The following is a 19,138-nucleotide window of genomic DNA, read 5'->3' as shown; positions in this document are numbered from 1 at the left end:
GCACGGGCCCCTGATCGTTCTCGGCCAGCCGGTACAGGAGCCCGTACGCCTCGCAACTCAGGTCCAGGACCGGCGCCCGCTCCGCGCGGGTGCCGAAGATCTTGGTGACGCCCCAGCCCTCGGACCACTGAGAGCGGATGATCCCGGCGGGTTCGGCCGCGCTCAGCGCTTCCGGCAGCGAGCGCGCAGCGAACCCCGTGTTCCCCACGCGTTCGTTCCACTCGGCGATGGCGCGCTCCCGCTCCGCGGCCATGCGGGCCGTCGTCTCGGGCCGCGCGAACCACTCCAGGTTGTCGGGCGCGCGGCAACTCGGCTCCGGGCGCGAGACGAGCACGAACTTGCCGCGCACCTCGGACAGCGCCGCCTCGAAGGCTCCGGGGCTGTCCGCGTCCGCCAGGATCACCACCTCCGCCTCGACGGGCCCGTCCGTGGCCGGACTCCACGCCGCAGCCAAGCCCTCGAGCGTGCGCACGCGCGGCGCGATGAGATCGATATGGTTGATCCCCCGCTCCCAGCCCCGCCAGGTGCCGTACTGCTCCTTGTACGCCTCGATGCCCCACTCCGCGTACTTCGCGAGCGCCCAGTCGTTGGCACCGGCCATCGCCGGCGAGCCGGTGAGCCGCGGTCCGATGGAGTCCATCATCACCTGGCCGAGCTCGTAGACTTGCGAGCGCTCAACCCCCTCCACCCAGATCGCCCGGATCACCGGATCGTCGGAGGGAAAGGACTAGGCGGCCGCCGCCCGGGTCGTCCCCGGCACCAGCGAAGCCATCAGAGTGGCGAGGCATGCCAGCGAACCGGCGAGTTCGAGACGAACCGTGGGCTTCATGGGTCGCTCCGCGAGATGATGGAACCTGCTCGAAGGTAGGGATGCCCACGTGCGTTGCGAATCCCCGTCCGCGCCGGGACTATGTGGGTTCGGCACTCACTGGCCTCGAACCCCGATCTCTCCATGCGTCTTGACGGCAAGCGTGCTCTGGTTACCGGCGGCTCGCGGAGCATCGGGCGAGCGATCGCCCTCGGACTGGTGGGCGAGGGGGCGGACGTGGCGGTCAACTACCGGCGGAGCCGTGAGGAGGCCGAGAGCGCCGTCCGTGAGATCGAGGCGATGGGGCGTCACGCGGTCGCGGTACAGGGATCGACCGATTCCCGTTCCGACGTCGAGCGTTTCGTCGCGGAGGCCCACGACTTCCTGGGTGGTCTCGATATCCTCGTGAACAACGCGGGGATCCTGAGGCGCACCCCGTTCCTCGAGATCGGCGAGGAGGAGTGGGACGCCATCCAGGGGGTCAATCTGAAGGGATACTTCCTGGTCGGTAAGGCCGTCGGACGCCGCATGGTCGAGGACGGGACGGCGGGGGCGATCGTCAACGTGTCGTCCGCCGGGCAGGCGGTGGCCGCGCCGAACCTCACGCACTACTGCGTGTCGAAGGCGGGGGTCGAGATGCTCACGAAGCAGATGGCGCTCGAACTCGCGCCCCACGGGATCCGGGTGAACGCCGTCGCGCCGGGGCTGATCGAGACCGACCTGAACCGCGCCGACATCGCGCGGGACGCTTTCCGCGAGCGGCGTCTCGCCCGCATCCCGCTCGGCAAGATCGGCGTGCCGGACGACGTGGTGGGGGCTGTCGTGTACCTCGCGTCGAACGACGAGGCGAGCCTCGTGACGGGCGCCTCGCTGTTCATCGACGGCGGCCAGACGATCTGGGGCGCGTAGGGAGCGGCGATGGTGACGGATACAAACGAGCGCGTCCATGTGGAGAGGACTGGCGTCGTCGCGATGGCGCTCCCGTTTGCGGAGGCGTTCACGCTGTTCAGCGCCGAGGGCGAGCGACGGTGGGTGGCAGGGTGGGATCCTCGCTACGTGCATCCCGGTGAACCCCATGCCGGCGAGGGTCTGGTATTCCAGACCACCAAGGAAGACGCGGGGACTGCCACATGGGTCCAGACGCGACACGAGCCTGCGGCCGGCGTCGCATCGTACGTGTATGTGATTCCGGACCACCACACCGCTATGGTGGACGTTCATGTGACCCGCGACGGCGAGAGCCGAAGCCAGGCGTCCGTGAAGTACCGCATAACTTCGCTGTCAGCCGACGCGGACGGTTTCGTACGAACGTTCGGCGAGGACTTCGAGGACTACATGGCGCATTGGGCCGAGGCGATCCAGCGACACGTCGTGGAAGGTGTCCCACTCAATCACGACTGAACGTGGAGGCGGCATCGCGCCACGTCGCGGGCGGGACAAGCGCGAGCGAGTAGCGCGGGTCCCGCCCGGCCCGGGGGTGGCCGCAGCGGCGGCGCTCCTGGCGGGGGCGTGCGCTACTCCCGACTTCGGGGAATCCAATCCGCCGCCGGACGCGCGCACAGGGGACGTCCGCTTTTCCCATGTGCTGTCGAGCACGTCGGAGTTCCACCTCATGGCGGAGCGCTTCCGGGATCTCATGCTCGAGCGCACGGACGGGCGGTTCCGGGTCGTCATCTATCCGTCCGGACAGCTCGGGGGCGAGCGCGTCGCCTTTGAGCAGATCCAGGTCGGCGCGGTGCACATGGCGATCACGGGCACACCGGTGCTATCGGGCTGGGTGCCCGAGACGCAGGTATTCGATCTCCCCTTCCTGTTCGAGACCCGGGACCACGGGCTCTCCGTGATGAACGGTCCGGTGGGAGACGAGTGGCGCGAGCTGCTCCTGGAGCGCACCGGCGTCCGCTCGCTCGGGTTCCTCGACTACGGGTTCCGCCACGTCTACAACCGGCGCCGGCCCGTCGACACGCCCAGGGATCTCGCCGGCCTCAAGCTCCGCGTCCTCCAGAACGCGACGTACCTGGCGGCCTACTCCGCGCTCGGCGTGCAGGCGACGCCGATGAACTACGGCGAGGTCTACTCCGCGCTCCAGCAGGGCGTGATCGACGGCGGGGAGGCGAACGCGATCGGGTTCGTGAGCAGCCGCCTCCACGAGGTGGCGAAGTTCTACAGCTTCACATCCATCACCTACAACCCCATCACCCTCCTCGTGAACGAGCCGTTCTACCGGGGGCTTCCCGCCGAAATGCGGGAGACCGTCGACCGTTCCGCGGCCGAGGCGCTCGCCTACCAGAGCGAAGTCGCCCGCCGCATGGAGGCGGACGCGATCGAGGAGATGCGCGAGGCGGGCGTGGAGATCTCGCGCCCGGATCCGGCGCCGTTCGCGGCGGCCGTGAGACGGCGCGTCCGGGATGAACTGGCGAATCGGTTGCCGGACGGCGAAGCGCTGATCGCAAGGCTGGTGGCGGAGGCTGAGCGCGCGGCTTCCGGCGGCCGATCCAGCGAGTCACGGTGAGCGGATGACAAAGCGGTTGCGGGCGTTGGACCGGGTGCTGGCCACGCTCGAGACGTACGCCGTTGGCGTCCTGCTGATTGCGGTCTGCGACGTGGTTCTCCTGCAGGTTCTGATGCGCTACCTCTTCGCCTACCCGAATCCGTGGAGCGAGGAGGTGTCGCGCTTCTGCTTCATCTGGCTCTCGCTGCTCGGGGCCTCGCTGGCGGTGGCGCGGCGGTCCCATTTCCGGTTCAACCAGGTCACGGGGCGCCTGGCCCCGCGCGCGAAGAAGGTGGTGGAGACGTTCGCGGCCGCGATCGTGCTGCTGTTCGCGATCGTCCTCATCGGCACAGGCATCGCCCTCATGGACCTCACCATGGGAGAGCGCTCCGCCGCCCTGAACCTGCCCGTCGCGCTCGTGTATGCGGCGGCGCCGGTTTCCGGCGTGCTGATGGCGATCCACCTGCTTGCCGGAGGGGCAGGCGAGGCTGAGGGGATGTCCGCCCCACACGCCAAGCAGCAACCGGCGTCGACCGGGGAGGCCGACTGATGGGCGGCCTCCTCCTCGGGGCTTTCGGCTTCCTGGTTTTGGCCGCCGTGCCCATCGGATTCGCGCTCGCAATTGCGGCCGTCATCGCCATCGTGGTGGCGGATCTTCCACTCGTCGTCATCCCGCAGCAGATCGTCGCGGGGATGGATTCGTTCCCCATGCTCGCCGTGCCCCTGTTCATCCTCGCCGGCTACCTGATGGACGTCGGAGGGATCAGCCGTCGCCTGGTGGCGCTGGCCCGCGTGCTCGTGGGCCACCTCCCCGGAGGGCTCGGGCAGGTGGTCGTCATGGCCGAGGTGTTCTTCTCGGGCGTGTCGGGTTCGACGTCCGCGGATGCGGCCGCCGTCGGCGGCATCATGGTGCCCCAGCTGGCCGCGAACGGGTACGGCCGGGCGCGCGCCACGGCGATCGTTTCGGCCGCGTGCGGCATGGGGATCCTCATTCCGCCCGCCATCGTGATGGTCGTCTACGGCGTGATCGGGAACGTTTCCATCGGTGCCCTGTTCGTCGCCTCGATCGTGCCCGCGCTCCTCAGCGCCACAGGCCTGATGGCGCAGATCGGGTGGCAGGCGCGGAGGGAAGGGTGGCCGCGCGGGGAACGCGCTTCGTTCGCGGAACTCCGCCGCGCGACGCTCGACGCCGCGCTCCCGCTCTTCATGATCGTCGTCATCCTGGGAGGCATCCGCTTCGGACTCTTCACCCCCACGGAGGCCGCCGCGGTCGCCGTCGCCTACGCGCTGCTACTGGCGGGACTGGTGTACCGATCCCTCACGCTCGTGGAGCTGTGGAGCAAGATCGTCCAGACCGCCGTGGTGTCGGGGATGGTGCTGTTCGTGGTCGGCGCCGCGCACCTCCTCGGCTGGGTCCTCGCCGTCCTGCAGGTGCCGCAGGCGCTCGCGTCGACCGTGGTGGGGCTGGGCGGCGGCCCGATCGGCTTCATGCTCCTCACGATTCTCGTCTTCCTTCCGCTGGGCGCCATCCTCGAGGGTGTGCCCGCGGTCGTCCTGCTGACGCCGATCCTGTTGCCCCTGGCGACGCAACTCGGGATCGACCCCGTGCATTACGGGGCCGTCATCGTGGCCACGCAGGGAATCTCCGTCTTCCTGCCACCCGTGGGTGTGAGCCTGCTCGTCGCCTGCTCCGTGGGAGGAGTGGAACCGGCGGAGGTCGCGCGTCCGCTCTGGCCCTACCTCGCGCTCATGCTGGCGCTCACAATCAGCATCGCGTTCCTGCCCGACGTCGTCCTGTTCCTGCCGGAACTGCTCGGATACTGAAGGGTCTGAGCCATGCATCGTTTCGTGAACGACAGGACCCTGGGACCGCACGATGGAGACACGTGAGTTCGAAATGAGGACGGAGCGGTTGCTGCTCCGGCCGCACCGTCCGGAGGACGTGGACGACATATTCGAGTACGCCCGCGATCCGGAGTGGGGCCGGTATCTGACGGCGCCGATGCCCTACCTCAGGGAGCACGCGGTGGAGTTCGTGGAGGACCGGATCCGCACGTCACGGGACCTGTGGCCGGTGTGGGCGATGGTCCTGGAAGGGAGGGTTGTCGGGGGCATCGGGATCGAGATCGACGTCGACTATGCGACGGGAGCCCTGGGCTACTCGCTGGCAAGGGAGCACTGGGGCCGAGGCCTGACGGCGGAAGCGGCCCGCGCTGTCGTCGACTGGGCGTTCCGCGAGCGCGGGCTCGCGAAGGTGTACGCGTATGCCGATGCGCGGAATACGGCGTCTCTCAGGGTGATGGAAAAGCTGGGCATGACCCGCGAGGGGACGTTGCGCGGCCACCGGACCTTGCGGGAGGAGCGGGTCGACGACGTGTACTACGGACTCCTCAGGGAAGAGTGGGAGGGGCGCTGAGTCGATCCGTCAGTACTTGATGTCGGTTCGGCTGACCGTCATCCCGATGTTGCCGACCCGGCGGCCCATCGTGTAGTGCTCGCCGCTCCCGGCGGTCATCCCGAAGAAGTCCACGGCGGGCACCATCAGGCGGCCGGCGTCGTCGACGGCGCCCTCGATGGCGGTGGTTGCCACGACCTCCGCGAGGAACACCTTCCGCTCGGGCGGGACCTCGAGGGAGTCGAAGATCCGGCACTCGCAATGGATGGGGGACTCCTCCACCGTGGGCGCATCGACGGCGGTCGCCGCGCCGCGCGTCAGCCCCGAAAGTTCGAACTTGTCCGCGACGCGCCCGGAGTTCATGTCGACGGTGTCGAACGCCTCGACCATCGACGCAAGCGGGACGTTGAGCACGAACTCGTCGTGCATCTCCAGGAGTTCCCTCGCCTGGTGCTCGAAGGCCGCGCTCACCCCGATCTGGGGCGGATCGCCGCTCACGACGAACGTCCACAGCACCGAGATCTCGTCCGGGTCCCCGGGCCGGCCGTTCACGGTGAGCAGGATCGCGGGAACGGGCGGGAGCATCGGCCCCGGCTCCGCGAGCAAGCGACGAGGCCCGGTGAGCGGCGCCGGCGGCCTACCCCCGCCCACCGGCATGCCCTCGTCGGGCCCACATCCCCAAACGCCGGCAACCGCGGCGGCCGCCGAGCCACTCCCCAGAAACCGTCTCCTCGACCAGCCGTCCGTTGATGGCATCTTCTTCACCGCCTCCTCGCGCATGACTTGCCCTGCGCCCGGGCATCAATAGATGCCGGGGATAATTCGGTATCTCACCCGCGCCTGGTACTCGGCCCACTTCTCGGGGCCGTATTTTTCGGCGCAGAACTTGTCGTCGAAGCGCTGTCGGAAAATGAACAGTCCGACGATGAACACGAAGTAGGTCCAGGCCCAGGGGTTGGCGAAGTAGCCGAACACGAGGGCGATGGAGAGCGAGAAGAAGCCCTCGCCGAGATAGTTGAAGTGGCGGGCGACGCCCCACAGCCCGCTGCACAGGATCTTGCGGTCGCCGGCTTCGATGTACTCGGGTTCGATGAGGCCGAGGAACTTGCGCTCGGGCCAGCGCTTGAAGGTGTACTTCTGCATGTTGGCGCCGCGCGTGATGCCCCATGCAACGAGGAACAGCGCCGGGGCGCCGATCAGCCACACCTGTCGCCAGGGCGCCGCGAAGCCGGGGTCCGGGTACACGGCCATGCCCCACAGCGGCAGGATGTAGAGCCACCCGTACACCAGGATCCCGCCCCAGATCATCTTGAAGCCGAGCTTCTCGTGGATCACGTCGAACGTGTAGAGTTGGACGCGCTCGAAGATGAAGTAGTCGAAGACGTAGAAGGTGAGGAACGCCGCGTACAGGAAGACGCCGGGATTCGAGTCCGCGCCGAAGAGCCCGTAGTGGTAGGCGGCTCCGGAGAGGGCGTTCAGCGACAGCATCGTCCCGCCGACGACGTACAGGAACATCTTCACGTCGAAGCGTTCGTTGAAGAACGACCGTTCGAGGACGCGCCCTTCCCACAGGGCGGCGAGCGGACGCTCCACCTTGCCTCGCGACCCGCCGAACACGGCGAAGAGGGCGAAGATCAGGCACAGGATCGTGCCGCCGGCCACCTGGTAGGCGGTGGACCGGTAGAACCAGTCCCGCGGCATCCCGGTGAGTTCGAGCGCCCACACGAGTTCCGCGAGCACGAACACCAGCAGGCCGTTCAGCCGGTAGCTGCGGGGCTCGCCGGTCTCCGCGTCGATGACGTAGCCGGGCACCCGCCTCCCCGGCAGCGCGAGTTGCACTACGAAGAAGGCGGCGCAGATCGCCAGCGGGGCGAGGAAGCCTGCGACCGCCTCCGTCCCGGACAACTCGAACAGGTGGCCGATCCCCAGCCATTCAAGCATCAGAAGAGGCCCTCTCCGGGGAGCGCCGATGCCTGCCGGAGCCAGTCCACCAGGAGGTTCTCGTCCACCTCGTCCTCCTCATGAATGTGGAAGTACCGGACGTGCTCGTGCTTCGATTCCACCGGCGGCGTGGGACGCAGCGAAGCGCCGTTGAGGAAGGTCACCTTGATGTACCGCGCGAAACAATGGAACGAGAGGAACCAGCCCTGGCCCTCGATGCCGTAGAAGGGCGAGTTCCAGCGTATCGCCTTGCGGACGTCGGGCACGCTTCGCTCGATGAGCGCGTCGAGGTGGCGGCCGACCTCCCGCTTCCAGCCCGGCATGGCCGCGATGTAGTCCTGCACGGGCGCATCTCCATCCCCCTTCGGAATCTGGGGATTCCCGCCCGAGAGGAGTTTCGCGACCAGAGCCGTTATCCCTCCGTCCGCGCGAACCGCAGGTTCCTGACCCGCCCGGCGTCGACGACCATCACCTCGTACCGGCCGCCGGCGAGTCCGGAGAAGCGGAAGGTCGGCCCGTCCTCGGTCGTGAGTTGTCCGTCGGCTTCGGCCACGAGCGCAACCGGGTCGCGCCGTCCGACGCGAAGGGTGAGCCCCGCCGAGCCCTCCTCCTCGATCCAATACATGGCGTCCAGTTCGGGACTGTAGAAGGATCCGGCGAAGCGCGACCGATTCGGGATACCGCGGTCGGGCGGAGCGTCGAGAGCGTCGTCCCCTTCTGCGTCCTCCTCCGCGGTCTCCGCCTCCGCAGCCTCCTCCTCGTCGGCGACGTCCTCGGGCGCGTCCATCGCGTCTTCCAGATAGATCTCGGCCGTGCCCCTGATGAGGGCCATGGGATCGATCCTCGACCGGTTGCACAGAGCCACGAACGAGTAGCCGGCGGCGGGATAGCGGGACATGCCCGTGCGGTAGCCGACCCACGAGCCGCTGTGCCCCACCGTGGCCAGCCCCCGGTGCTCGCCGTGCGAGAGACCGAAGGCGTAGGGAATCGTGTCGCCCGACGTGAGCAAGCCCCGTTCGTGCATGAGCGCGACCCATTCCGGTCCGCCGACCGTGCCCTCGGTCAGGTTGCGGTCCCACGCGGGCCACTCCTCCACCGACGTGTAGATGCCGCCGTCCCCGACCACGTCGAGCGTCGTCATGTCGATCCGGAAGCCGTCCTCGGTGGGCGAATAGCCGGTGGCCCGGTCGGGGACGACTTCGTTGTGGTCGTCGTGGAAGTGCGTGCGCGGCATGCCCAGGGGGTCGAAGAACTCGGCACGGGCGAACTCCCGCAGGCTGCGTCCCGTAGCCCTAGCCACGATCTCGGCGAGCAGGACGTAGCCCGAGTTGCTGTACAGGTACTCGGAGCCCGGAGGAAAGTTGAGTTCGCGCTGCCGCATGATCGCGTCGAGGATGTCCCGATTCGTGATGAAGTCCTCGCTCCGGTTCCCGGCCAGGGTGAAGAGCCCGAGGTAATCGCGCACGCCGGAGGTGTGGTGGATCAGGTGCCGGACGGTGGGCGGGTCGGGATAGTCGGGGAATTCGGGGACGTAGCGCCGGACGGGAGCGTCCAGGTCCACCTCTCCTCGAAGGGCGAGCAGGGCGACCGCTCCGGCCGTGAACTGCTTGGAGACGGACGCGATGCGGTAGATGGTCGCGGGGCCGTTCGGGATGCCGTAGTCGAGGTTGGCGGCGCCGTAGCCGGCGGCGTGGATCAGGCGGCCGTCCCGAATCACGCCCAGCGAGCAGCCGGGCCCGTCGGCGCTGGCGTAGTCGGCGAAGACGGCGTCGACCCGGGCCTGCAGCTCGCCGTCGCCGCCCGGGGCGCAGCCTGCCAGCGCCCCGGTCAGGACCGCGGCAACCATGGCCGCGCGGATCGAATGAAGGTCGAGGCGCCGCGGCTGCGCGGTCACGATCGCCCCCTCGGCCAGAGGCTGAACGGTTCGCGTGCGAACACTCGGCGCACCATCGGTTCGAAGAACTCCAGCGGCAGCGACTCATAGTCCGGGTCGAACGAGGACTGGTCCCAGCGGTGGCAGAAGTCCACGGCGTCCTGGTACCAGGGGTGGTCGCGGTACCTGTCGCGCGCGTTGCGGTCGCGGCCCAGGTGGTGGGCGTAGTAGACGAGCTGGAACAGGCCGTGGTGCCGGACGATCCAGTGAGTTCGCTCGGTCACGAAGGGCCGCAGGAGGAGCGCGGCCAGCTCGCCGTGGCTGTGCGGAGCCAGCAGATCGTCGATGTCGTGCAGGAGCGCGGCGACCACCATCTCCTCGTCCGCGCCGTCGCGGTGGGCGCGGGTCGCGCTCTGCAGGGAATGTTCCAGCCGGTCGACCTGGTAGCCGCCGACCGAACCGGACAGCTGGCGAAGGTGCGCCAGGACTCGGTCCGCGGTGTCGGCAGCGAAATCGTCCTCGAGGCGCGAGAGCAGTTCGTAGTCCTCGCGGGTGCCGTCCTCCATGCGGGTGAAGCTGACCACGGGGCCGCCCGGCTCCGCGCTCGCTTCGGCGCTCGTCCCAGCCGTATGGGGCATGCCGGTCACTCTCCGCTTGAGGGGTTCGGTCGGGGGCTCCTCGCCGCAGCGTCGGCCCAAGCGAAGGGCATTGTCAAGATCGCTCGGGCGTCCGTAGCGTTTACTGGAGGCCGGTGACCACGTACCGGGAGGATCGACCATGGGTGCCTCGATCAGCAGTCTCGTGCAGAGCGGCGACGCCCTGACCGCGGTCTGGAGCGATGGCGAACGCACCGATCTCCCCTACCTCTGGCTGCGGGACAACTGCGGCTGCGGCGAGTGCTGCGTGGAGCAGACCACGGAGAAGCGGTTCCACGTCTTCCGCGTCCCCAGCGACCTGAGACCGGTGACAGTCGATATCGACGGCGCCGGATCCGACGACGAGGCGATCTCCATCGCCTGGCCGGACGGACACCGCACGCGCCACCGGTCGAGCGACATCCACGCCCTCCTGAGCCGGCCTCGTCTCGAGTTGAAGTACTGGGACGGCGAGTTCCAGCCGCGGAGGTTCGACTACCAGCGGTTCCTGGCGGACGACCGCGCGGCGGCGGAGGTGATCGAGGAGTTTCTGCGCACCGGGGTCTGCGTGCTGGTCGACGCTCTCACGGAACCGGATTCGCTGGAGGAACTCGCGCCCCGGCTGGGTCCGGTCCGGGAGGTCCTGTTCGAGCGCATCCACAACGTCAAGCTCGATCCGAAGGGATACAACATCGCGCACACGGCTCTGGCCGTCGGAGTGCACAACGACTTCACCAGCTACACGTGGCCCCCGAGCGTGCAGGCGCTGCACATGCTCGTGAACGAGTGCGAGGGCGGCGCGTCGACGGTCGTGGACGGTTTCGGCCTGCTCGAGGCGCTACGCCGCGAGCACCCCGACAAGTTCGACGCGCTGTGCTCGGTGCGGGTTCCGTTCCGCATCTTCAGCGACGAATACGAGTGCTACGCGGCCAACCCCATGGTCGACCTGGACACCGACGGGGAGATCAGGATGATCCGCTTCAACACGGCGCAGATGCAGGCCATCCCCTTGTCGGAACCCCGGCTGGGCGAGTTCTACGCCGCCTACCACGAACTGTCGCGCCGCGTCAACGACCCCGCCGCCCAGGTGACCTTCCGGCTGGAGGGCGGGATGATCCTGCTGTGCGCCGGACACCGCGTGCTCCACGGCCGCACCGAGATGGTGTCGTCCGGGGCGCGCCACCTGCAGGACGCCTACTTCGAACACGACAACGTCCGCACCCACCTCAGACTCCTCCGCCGCACCGGCCGCGCCTGAGGCCCTGGAGATCGAGGTCCGCTTGGAGGAGATGAGCCAATCCCTGGTCTCGGCGCGCTGGGACGCGGAGTACCGCAGGGGGAGATACGCAGGAGAGCCTCCCCTGCCTTTCGTCGACGAAATCCTCACCACGATACGGCCAAGTTCGCTGGCCGAGCGCCGGGGGCTCTACATCGGGTGCGGAAACGGTCGGAACTACCTTCCGCTCGTGCGGTCCGGACTTCGGCTCTACGGCCTGGACCTGTCGGCCGAAGCGCTTCGACAGTTGGCTACCCGGGAGCCTGCGCCGTCTGCGCGCTTGATCTGCGCCGACTTCCGGACGTTCGTCAGTCGATGCCGCTTCAGCTATGTCATCGCGATTCAGGTGTTCCAGCACGGCGTTGCCGCCGATGTCGCCAGGTGCTTCTCCCGAGTCGCGTCCCTCCTGTCTCCCGGTGGCCTCTTTTTCCTCCGGGTGAACGCCGCCTCGACCCAGGTACGTCGCCCCCATACGGTCATTGAGCGAAATGACCTGGGCGGGTTCACGGTCCGCTACGAATCCGGTTCCAAGCAGGGTCTGCCCGTCCACTTCTTCGCGCGCGACGAACTGCACGCCCTGACACGCGATGACTTTGCCGTCGTCGCGGAACCCCGCGAGGATGTGACCGCGCGCACGCCACCCGACACAGGCCACTGGGTCCAGTGGGAGGCGACATGGAAACGCCTCAACGGCCAGTCCGAATAGCGGTGCGGAAGCCACGCCAACTTGGGGTCAGGTCAGTTCATCGCGGATGTTGCTCAAGGGGACGGCTTCGATGTCCCGACCGAGCGAAAAGCTCTCGCGACCCGGATAGACGACGAGCTTGCGGGCTGGCCGCAGGTCCTCACAGGCGCTGTGGAAACCGCGCGAAACACGGGGTGCGGTACTTCGCTTGATTTCGACCGCCCAGATCTCACCCGCACCGCGCTCGATGACGACATCGACCTCCGCCCCGCCTACGGTCCGGTAGTAGCCGAACGAGGCATGCGCCGGCAGGGCGCTCACGATGTTCTCGATCACCAACCCTTCCCAACTGCTCCCGGCCACGGGGTGCCCCAGGAGAGAGTCCAGCGATCCGATTCCGAGGAGGGCGTGACAAATTCCGCTGTCCCGCAGGTACGTCTTGGGGGCCTTCACGAGTCGCCGGCCCAGATTCCCCCGCCAGGAGACCAGCCGCCTCACCAGCAACAGGTCGACCATGAGGTCGAGATAGCGCGCGACAGTCACGCCGCTGACACTCAGAGACTTGGCCAGGCCGGCGGCATTGAACCCCTGCCCCTGGTTGTGGGCGAGCATCGTCCAGAAACGCCGCAGGGTCTCACTCGGGATCCGCGGCCCCAACGCCGGGATGTCGCGCTCGAGATAGGTCTGTATGAAGTCGAGCCGCCACTCGAAGCTGTCCGTGTCCCCCTCCGCCTGCAGACTCTCGGGAAATCCGCCGCGAGACCAGAGATCGTCGAGACGCTCCGCGCCCACCTCCCGCACGTTCAGCGGCGGCATCTCGCAGAATGCCACGCGCCCGGCAAGGGTCTCGCCGGATTGTCGGAGCAGATCGATGGACGCCGAGCCGAGGAAGAGGAAGTGACCCGTGCGGCGGCCCTCCCGCCGGCGCCGGTCGATGATGCCGCGGAGCGGTTCGAAGAGATCCGGTACCCGCTGAATCTCGTCAAAGACGACCAGCCGCTCGGCGTTGCGGCGGCAGTACGCGTCGACGTCCGCCAGCCTGGCCCGGTCCGAGGGGCGCTCCAGGTCGAGGTAAGCGCCGCCCCGCTCGCGCGCGATCTCGAGCGCCACGGTCGTCTTGCCCACCTGCCGCGGTCCGGTTAGCACGACAGCCGGGGCCCGCGCCAGCAGGCGTTCCACTCGCAGCTTGCTCTCGCGTGGGATCATTCGAATCATAACTATGCAAATCTAACACGCAATGTAAGATTTGTCATGTTGTGAGAGCTCCGTTGTCCTAACCTGCCGCTGCATCGTTGCCATTTCTGCCGTTAGATTGATGCCGAAACTGCCGCTGGACCGATTGAGGGAGGGCCGATGACGACCCCGAGCGATGCGACGCGACGCGATTTCCTGATTCGTCTGGCGGGTGCCGGCGCTGTGTTGGCTGCCCCGCGCGCCCTTTTCGGGAGCAAGCCCCCGGTCCAGGAGACGCTTCCCACCCGACCGATCCCGGGAACGGAGGAGACGCTGCCCATCGTCGGCTTCGGCTCCTCGAAGCCCGTGCTCGAGATCCGGACCGAAGGGACGGAGCCCGTGGCGGGCGTGATCCGCGTGCTTCTCGATCACGGCGGGCGGGTCGTGGACACCTCGCCGCGCACGCCGGAGATCGACGCGGAGTTCGGCACGGTCCTGACCGCGCCGGAGTTCAGCGGCCGCCTCTTCGTCGCCACGAAGATCAACACGGACGGGGAAGCCGCGGGCATCGAGCAGATGCGGCAGAACCAGCGGCTCGTCGGCAGCCGCACGCTGGATCTGCTCGAGGTCGAGAGCATGCGCGATCTGGACGTGCACTGGCCCAACGTGCTCCGGTGGAAGGACTCGGGCGAGGCGCGCTACATCGGCGTCACCACCTCCAGCATCCCCCAGCACGAAGCGTTCGAGGCGTTCATGCGGACGCAGCCCCTCGACTTCGTCCAGGTCAACTACTCGGTGATGGAACCCAACGCGGAGGATCGTCTCCTTCCGCTCGCGCAGGATCTCGGACTCGCCGTCCTCATCAACCGTCCGTTCATGAACGGCAGCTACTTCGGCCGCGTGAGCGGGCGCGAATTGCCCGACTGGGCGGTCGAGTTCGACTGCGCGAGCTGGGCGCAGTTCTCCCTCAAGTACATCCTCGCCCACCCCGCCGTGACGTGCGCCCTCACCGAGACGACAAACCCGGATCACATGGCGGAGAACATCGGCGCCGCCTTCGGGCGCCTCCCGGATGAGGCGGCCAAGCGCCGCATGCGGGAGCTCGTCCAGGACTTCTGAAGCCCGGATCCGCGTCCCGGACGTTCCCGCGGGAACGTCCTAATCCGAAACGTCCCGCTCCGAACGCTTGAGCACCACCGTCAGGGGGACAGTCGGCTTGCGACCTGCCAGGCCTTCAGATTCCCATTCCTCTTGAGGGTTTCGGCCACCCATGCCACGTCGTCCAAACCGATCTCCAGGTCGGGGCGGTACGACCAGAAGCAGGTGGCGTAGAATTCGCGGAAGGCTCGTCGTGCTTCGCGGACGCGCACCATGTCGAGGATCTCTCCGTCGCGGAGTATCGCTTCGTCGTCGATCCACACGGTTGGGGCCCGTGCGATGGCGTCGAAGTGGGTCTTGGCGGAGACGGTGCCGCCGAGGTTGGCGGAGGTGCCGACGCCGATGTGGACGGTGCCGTTCACGCCCTCGTCGTTGAGCATTTCGCCGGTGAATTCGGTGCAGGCCGGGTTCAGGCCGAACGCGAACTGGGCTAGGTTGTAGACCCAGCGGTCGTCCTGTCGGGCGAGTAGATCCGCGAGGAATCCGGCTTGGTCGCCGCCCTCGATATCGGTGACGAAGCCCTTCGAGATGCGGAAGGTCACGGGTTCCCGGATCGGGCCGACGCCGTAGTAGGGGATGCTCCCATCGCAGACGAACACGCCTTCGGCTGTGCCCTGCGCGGGGGCGCAGTTGGCTTCGATGTTGGGAACGGCGGTGAAGCCGGGGCCGTCCAGCAGGCAGGCGTGGCTGTTCCCGGTCACGCCCGCGAGGCTCATGGTGAGATCGGTGCCGGCAGGGTTCGTCACCCGCAGGCGTTCGCCAGCGGTGAGCTTCGCCGCGATGGCGTCGCACAGCGGCTTGCGCGCCCGGAAGTCCGTGAAGAGCCCGCCCTCGCGCATCATCCGCTCGGTGAACGCGGTCATGGAGAGCACTCGGGCTCCGGCGCCTATGGCCTCGCGCACCGCGCGGGTGTGGGCCAGCGCCAGGGTCACGGGCAGGAAGGCGGCGTCGGCGGCCGAGAGCGCCGCAGCCACCGCGGGTCCCGGCTCTTCGTTGTCGATCGACCGCTCGGGTGGGATCACGATGCTTGCGACAGCTCCGGTCTCAAGCGCGGCGTCGGCGACGGCCCGGGCGATCGCCATCCGCTCCGGATCCGTGACGATGACCACGTCCTCGGCGGGCTGCACGCCGGCGCACGTCCGCACGAGGATCTCCGCGCCTCGTCTCATACCAGAACCTGCTTGTCTCGCTGGACGACGCGGCCGTCGACGGCGATGGTCGGTTCCCACATAAGCAGGTCGTAGTGCGTCGGGGCCACGATCTCGCCTCCGAGGGTGTGGCTCGTTCCGATGCCGATGTGGATCGTGCCCATGACGCCCTCGTCCTCGAGCATCTCTCCGGTGAGGCGGGCGTTGGGGTTCAGGCCGACGCCCAACTCGGCGACGTTGAAGCAGTGCGGGTCCCCGAAGGATTCCAGATGCTCGCGCAGGAAATCGGCCTGCGCGCCGCCGGACATCTCCACGATGGCGCCTTCGCGCACGGAGCAGACGATGGGCTCCTCCAGGATGCCGATGCCGAGGTAGGGGACCGAGGCGTCGAAGATGAGCGTGCCCTCGGCCGAACCCGTCACCGGCACGACGTTGACCTCGATGTCCGGGACGGGAGCGAGTTCCCCCGGATCGGGGACGTTGGTCAGCACGTTCGCGACGCGACCCGCGATCCCGAAGCGGAGATCCGTCCCCCGAGGGGAGGTGAGGCGCGCGGACTTGCCCTCGGTGAACGCCGCGCCGAGGCGGTGGCAGACGTCGGCCTGCGCCTCGAAGTCAGTCTCGAGCAGCGCGGGGCTGGTCATGATCGCGTCGGTGTACGCCGTCATCATGCAGACGCGCGCCCCGGCCTCGAGGGCGGCCCGCATCGCGCGGGTGTGGGTGATCGAGACGCGTACGGGAGAGAAGATCACCGCCGCTTCGGCCATGGCGCGCGCGACGGGCGGCGGTGGCTCCTGCCCGTCCTGGTCCCGCATCGGGATGATGCAAACGGTCACGGCGGCCCCGGCCTCGCGGGCGGCCGTGGCGACGGCCTCCGCGTACCGCCCCATCGTTGGATCGGTCACGATCACGACGACTTCACCCGGCAGCACCCGTCCGTTCACGTGCACGAGCCGCCGCGCTCCGGGCGAGAGGTTCACGTCCGCCTCGGCTACCGTACCGCCAGCCACCCTTCCGTCAGCCACGATCCCTCGCGAAGAACTCATCGAAGCGGCCGTCGAAGATGATCGCCGTGTAGCCGTCTCCGGTCGTGTTGGTCGCCGTGCGCAGCATGTCCGGGATGCCTCCGGAGAGCGCGATCCAGCCCGCGATGAACTCCCCCTGCGCCTGGCCCTCGAGCCCCAGCATGCTCGCGAACAGCGTCGCGCTCCACAGCGCCGTGCCCATCCCGGCCGGGAGCCCGGGAGCGGCGATCGTGAACAGGACGACGGCGGGCCACGCGGCGAGCATCATCATCCAGCTCAATTCCAGGCCGAACACGTAGCTGACGACGAAGGGTCCATACGCGACGTAGGCCAGCGCGCTCGCGTCCAGGTTCGCGACGGCGCCGAACGGGAGGACGAAGTCCGCCACCTCGTCGCGCACGCCGACCTTCTTCGCGTTCGCGAGGTTCACCGGGAGCGTCGCCAGCGACGAACACGTGCCTGCGGCGAAGACCGCCGTGGGCACATAGTACCCGCTCAACACGGGGCCCACGGGCCGCCGTCCCACCCTCCGCACGAGCACGAACGTGTAGAAGGCCCACCAGACCAGGACGAGCCCGCCGGTATAGGCGGCCATCGTCAGATAGTGGGAGAGCCCCAGGCTCGCGCCGAAGCGCACGCCCAGGGTGATGCCGAAGGCGAGAATGAGCGGAAGCATGACGTAGGCCAGCTTGCCGCCCGCCTTCTCGATCGAGTCGGCGATTCGTCGCAGCACGCGGTAGGTCGGATCGTGCCGTGCGCCGAAGGCTCCGAGCAGGACTCCGGCGAGAATCGCGAGCAGCGGCCACGAGGCCCCGCCCTCCCCGAGGCTTCGCAGCATCGCGGCGGCTTCGGTCCACACGCCCCGGTCCCCGGTGGCCAGCGGGATGCGAAAGATCGTGGCGGAGGTCACGACGGCGATGAGACCGGCGACGGTCGACGTGAAGACATACCAGAGAACGACCGCGCCCGCGAAGCGCCCGGCGAGCCCGCGCCGCACCAGCGTGGCGATCGCCGGGCTGAGGGCCGCCAGAATAAGCAGCGGCACGACGGCGACCACCCAGGCGATAAGCGTCGCCGTGGCGTCGGCCACCGGAGCGAGCGGCCCCGGGAAGAACCCGCCGGCGGCCAGACCCCCGGCCAGTGCCAGGAACGTCCAGACATACGCCGGGACCCTGCTCAGGAGTCCCGCAGCCATTCCGGGACGTCGCGTCGGTCGTGCAGGATGCGCCAGAAGTCGATCCGGTTGTGTCCTGTCATGTAGAAGGCGAGGTGGGGGTAACCCCTGAGCGGCCGCGAGCGCAGTCCGGGCAGGTTCACCTCGTGACCGTGCCGGTGCGAACCGGATCGCGGGTTGTCAGCGATGTGCCCGAAGGCCTCCTGGAGCGCCTCAATGAAACCGAGCACGACCTGCGAGCCGGCTTCCTTCAGGTAGTGAGTGATCGCCTCATCCACGTCCCGACGGGCCGCCGCCCTCAGGACCACGGATTCCGGCGTCACTCCGTCGCGTGCCTGCGAACCCGGGCGCGTAGCGCGTCGAAGTAGGCCGTATCGGCGGTGACGGCGGGATCGGACTCACCGCCCTCCAGCAGCAGCCCTCGAAGGTGCTGCCGATCCTGGTCTCGGCGGATCAGCTCACGGATGTACGCGCTGCAACTTCCGTAACCACGCTCGGCGACCTGCTGGTCGACAAACGACTTCATCGGGGCGGGAAGCGAGATGTTCATGGTGTTCATGTTCCTGAGCGTACCGAAGTTGGCAAGAATTGACAACCTGTTCCGCAGTGCAACGATTGTTGATTCGGCGTTGTTCAGTGGGTTGTCGATTCAACGGAGCTTAGCTAGACTTAGCTTAGCCATAGCTCGTCGACCGCCGAGAGGATACATGATCCCATGAAGGTCAACATGCATGAAGCAAAGTCACAGCTTTCCCGTCTCGCCAGGCTGGCCCGAGAGGGGGAAGAGGTCGTGATCTGCAACTCGGGACAACCGTGGGTGCGGTTGACGCCGTACGAGGAATCCGTCGAGCCTCGACAGCCGGGCGGTCTGGAGGGGCGGATCGTGATGGCTCCGGACTTCGACGACGAGGATGACGAGATCGTTGCGGCGTTCGAAAACTCCAGAATCTTCCCCGGCGCTGACTGACGATGCGGCTGCTGCTCGACACACACGCGTTTCTCTGGTGGGTGTCCGACTTTCGTCACATCGCCGAATCGGCGCGGCAGGCGATCGCGGACCCGGACAGCGAGGTGTTCGTGAGCGCCGTCTCCGGGTGGGAGATCGCGATCAAGAAGGCCAAGGGTCGACTTGCCGCACCGGACAACCTGGCGGCCGTGGTGGAGGAAAAGCGGTTCGCGCACCTGCCGCTGACGTTCGATCACGCCGAGCGAGCGGCGACCCTGCCGCTGCACCACCGCGATCCGTTCGACAGGATGCTCATCGCTCAGGCCCGGGCTGAAGGGCTCATCCTCGTCACCCGCGATTCGCGCATCCCGCTTTACGACGTGCCTACGCTGCGGGCTTAAGCGTACATT

The 19,138-nt window shown here is 67.9% G+C and carries 23 protein-coding genes; 11 read left to right on the top strand and 12 right to left on the bottom strand.

Going from position 1 to position 19,138, the window contains the following annotated elements:
- A partial coding sequence (locus OXN85_06245; GenBank protein MCY3599551.1) for a peptidase M28 occupies positions 1-706 on the bottom strand: 706 nt, incomplete at its 3' end.
- Positions 707-952: 246 nt separating this feature from the next.
- On the opposite strand from OXN85_06245, the gene OXN85_06240 reads away from it, so the two are divergent.
- From OXN85_06240 to OXN85_06215, 6 genes are all read left to right on the top strand, one after another.
- Positions 953-1,717, top strand: coding sequence for a 3-oxoacyl-ACP reductase FabG (locus OXN85_06240; protein MCY3599550.1), 765 nt, complete (start codon positions 953-955; stop codon positions 1,715-1,717).
- A gap of 9 nt (positions 1,718-1,726) precedes the next feature.
- Positions 1,727-2,209 (top strand): hypothetical protein, encoded by a 483-nt coding sequence (locus OXN85_06235; protein ID MCY3599549.1) that lies wholly within the window; start codon positions 1,727-1,729, stop codon positions 2,207-2,209.
- Positions 2,210-2,285: 76 nt separating this feature from the next.
- The gene (locus OXN85_06230) at positions 2,286-3,320 is read left to right on the top strand and encodes a TRAP transporter substrate-binding protein (GenBank protein ID MCY3599548.1); all 1,035 of its coding nucleotides are present in this window, start codon (positions 2,286-2,288) and stop codon (positions 3,318-3,320) included.
- A 4-nt stretch (positions 3,321-3,324) separates the two neighbouring features.
- Positions 3,325-3,849 carry a TRAP transporter small permease gene (locus tag OXN85_06225; GenBank protein ID MCY3599547.1) on the top strand — a complete coding sequence of 175 codons (525 nt, stop codon included), beginning with the start codon at positions 3,325-3,327 and terminating at the stop codon, positions 3,847-3,849.
- Positions 3,849-5,123 (top strand): TRAP transporter large permease, encoded by a 1,275-nt coding sequence (locus OXN85_06220; protein MCY3599546.1) that lies wholly within the window; start codon positions 3,849-3,851, stop codon positions 5,121-5,123. Before OXN85_06225 ends, OXN85_06220 begins: the two co-directional genes overlap by 1 nt.
- Positions 5,124-5,175: 52 nt before the next feature.
- The gene (locus OXN85_06215) at positions 5,176-5,715 is read left to right on the top strand and encodes a GNAT family protein (protein MCY3599545.1); all 540 of its coding nucleotides are present in this window, start codon (positions 5,176-5,178) and stop codon (positions 5,713-5,715) included.
- Between the two features lie 9 nt (positions 5,716-5,724).
- Here the strand turns inward: OXN85_06215 and OXN85_06210 are convergent, their stop codons facing one another.
- The 5 genes from OXN85_06210 to OXN85_06190 all read right to left on the bottom strand — a co-directional run bounded on the left by OXN85_06210 (position 5,725) and on the right by OXN85_06190 (position 10,146).
- The gene (locus OXN85_06210; protein ID MCY3599544.1) at positions 5,725-6,279 is read right to left on the bottom strand and encodes a flavin reductase; all 555 of its coding nucleotides are present in this window, start codon (positions 6,277-6,279) and stop codon (positions 5,725-5,727) included.
- Positions 6,280-6,495: 216 nt separating this feature from the next.
- Complete coding sequence (locus OXN85_06205; GenBank protein MCY3599543.1) at positions 6,496-7,635, bottom strand: DUF1295 domain-containing protein; 1,140 nt, start codon at positions 7,633-7,635, stop codon at positions 6,496-6,498.
- Complete coding sequence (locus tag OXN85_06200) at positions 7,635-8,051, bottom strand: DUF1801 domain-containing protein (protein MCY3599542.1); 417 nt, start codon at positions 8,049-8,051, stop codon at positions 7,635-7,637. Before OXN85_06200 ends, OXN85_06205 begins: the two co-directional genes overlap by 1 nt.
- Positions 8,048-9,529, bottom strand: a complete 1,482-nt coding sequence (locus OXN85_06195; protein ID MCY3599541.1) for a serine hydrolase — start codon at positions 9,527-9,529, stop codon at positions 8,048-8,050. Before OXN85_06195 ends, OXN85_06200 begins: the two co-directional genes overlap by 4 nt.
- Entirely contained in the window at positions 9,526-10,146 is a 621-nt protein-coding gene (locus OXN85_06190; protein MCY3599540.1) for a peptidase, read from the bottom strand. Before OXN85_06190 ends, OXN85_06195 begins: the two co-directional genes overlap by 4 nt.
- 139 nt (positions 10,147-10,285) lie before the next feature.
- Between OXN85_06190 and OXN85_06185 the strand changes: the two genes are divergently transcribed.
- Positions 10,286-11,401 (top strand): TauD/TfdA family dioxygenase, encoded by a 1,116-nt coding sequence (locus OXN85_06185; GenBank protein MCY3599539.1) that lies wholly within the window; start codon positions 10,286-10,288, stop codon positions 11,399-11,401.
- Positions 11,402-11,432: 31 nt separating this feature from the next.
- Positions 11,433-12,125: a class I SAM-dependent methyltransferase gene (locus OXN85_06180; protein MCY3599538.1), complete on the top strand. Its 693-nt coding sequence runs from the start codon at positions 11,433-11,435 to the stop codon at positions 12,123-12,125.
- A 27-nt stretch (positions 12,126-12,152) separates the two neighbouring features.
- Here the strand turns inward: OXN85_06180 and OXN85_06175 are convergent, their stop codons facing one another.
- Positions 12,153-13,310, bottom strand: coding sequence for an ATP-binding protein (locus OXN85_06175; GenBank protein ID MCY3599537.1), 1,158 nt, complete (start codon positions 13,308-13,310; stop codon positions 12,153-12,155).
- Positions 13,311-13,457: 147 nt separating this feature from the next.
- Here OXN85_06175 and OXN85_06170 point away from each other — a divergent pair, with 147 nt between their 5' ends.
- Positions 13,458-14,396, top strand: coding sequence for an aldo/keto reductase (locus OXN85_06170; protein MCY3599536.1), 939 nt, complete (start codon positions 13,458-13,460; stop codon positions 14,394-14,396).
- An 80-nt stretch (positions 14,397-14,476) separates the two neighbouring features.
- Here OXN85_06170 and OXN85_06165 read toward each other — a convergent pair whose 3' ends face one another.
- The 5 genes from OXN85_06165 to OXN85_06145 are packed head-to-tail and all read right to left on the bottom strand — an operon-like array spanning position 14,477 to position 18,341.
- Positions 14,477-15,604, bottom strand: coding sequence for an aminopeptidase (locus OXN85_06165; GenBank protein ID MCY3599535.1), 1,128 nt, complete (start codon positions 15,602-15,604; stop codon positions 14,477-14,479).
- Entirely contained in the window at positions 15,601-16,608 is a 1,008-nt protein-coding gene (locus OXN85_06160) for an aminopeptidase (GenBank protein ID MCY3599534.1), read from the bottom strand. Before OXN85_06160 ends, OXN85_06165 begins: the two co-directional genes overlap by 4 nt.
- Positions 16,601-17,803, bottom strand: a complete 1,203-nt coding sequence (locus tag OXN85_06155; protein MCY3599533.1) for a cation:dicarboxylase symporter family transporter — start codon at positions 17,801-17,803, stop codon at positions 16,601-16,603. Before OXN85_06155 ends, OXN85_06160 begins: the two co-directional genes overlap by 8 nt.
- Positions 17,785-18,105 carry a type II toxin-antitoxin system RelE/ParE family toxin gene (locus tag OXN85_06150; GenBank protein ID MCY3599532.1) on the bottom strand — a complete coding sequence of 107 codons (321 nt, stop codon included), beginning with the start codon at positions 18,103-18,105 and terminating at the stop codon, positions 17,785-17,787. Before OXN85_06150 ends, OXN85_06155 begins: the two co-directional genes overlap by 19 nt.
- Positions 18,102-18,341, bottom strand: coding sequence for a type II toxin-antitoxin system ParD family antitoxin (locus tag OXN85_06145; GenBank protein ID MCY3599531.1), 240 nt, complete (start codon positions 18,339-18,341; stop codon positions 18,102-18,104). The genes OXN85_06150 and OXN85_06145 overlap by 4 nt, the downstream gene beginning before the upstream one ends.
- A 156-nt stretch (positions 18,342-18,497) precedes the next feature.
- Between OXN85_06145 and OXN85_06140 the strand changes: the two genes are divergently transcribed.
- Together OXN85_06140 and OXN85_06135 are read left to right on the top strand one after the other, a co-directional pair.
- On the top strand, positions 18,498-18,749 hold the full coding sequence (locus tag OXN85_06140) for a type II toxin-antitoxin system prevent-host-death family antitoxin (protein MCY3599530.1): 252 nt from the start codon (positions 18,498-18,500) through the stop codon (positions 18,747-18,749).
- 2 nt (positions 18,750-18,751) lie between these two features.
- Complete coding sequence (locus OXN85_06135) at positions 18,752-19,129, top strand: type II toxin-antitoxin system VapC family toxin (protein ID MCY3599529.1); 378 nt, start codon at positions 18,752-18,754, stop codon at positions 19,127-19,129.
- Positions 19,130-19,138 lie beyond the last annotated feature (9 nt).

Origin of the sequence: Candidatus Palauibacter australiensis, assembly GCA_026705295.1 — a bacterium.
In the GTDB taxonomy this organism is placed as follows: Bacteria; Gemmatimonadota; Gemmatimonadetes; order Palauibacterales; family Palauibacteraceae; genus Palauibacter; species Palauibacter australiensis.
Note: the sequence above shows the minus strand (reverse complement) of the source record. Positions and strands in the feature narration are given on the sequence as shown.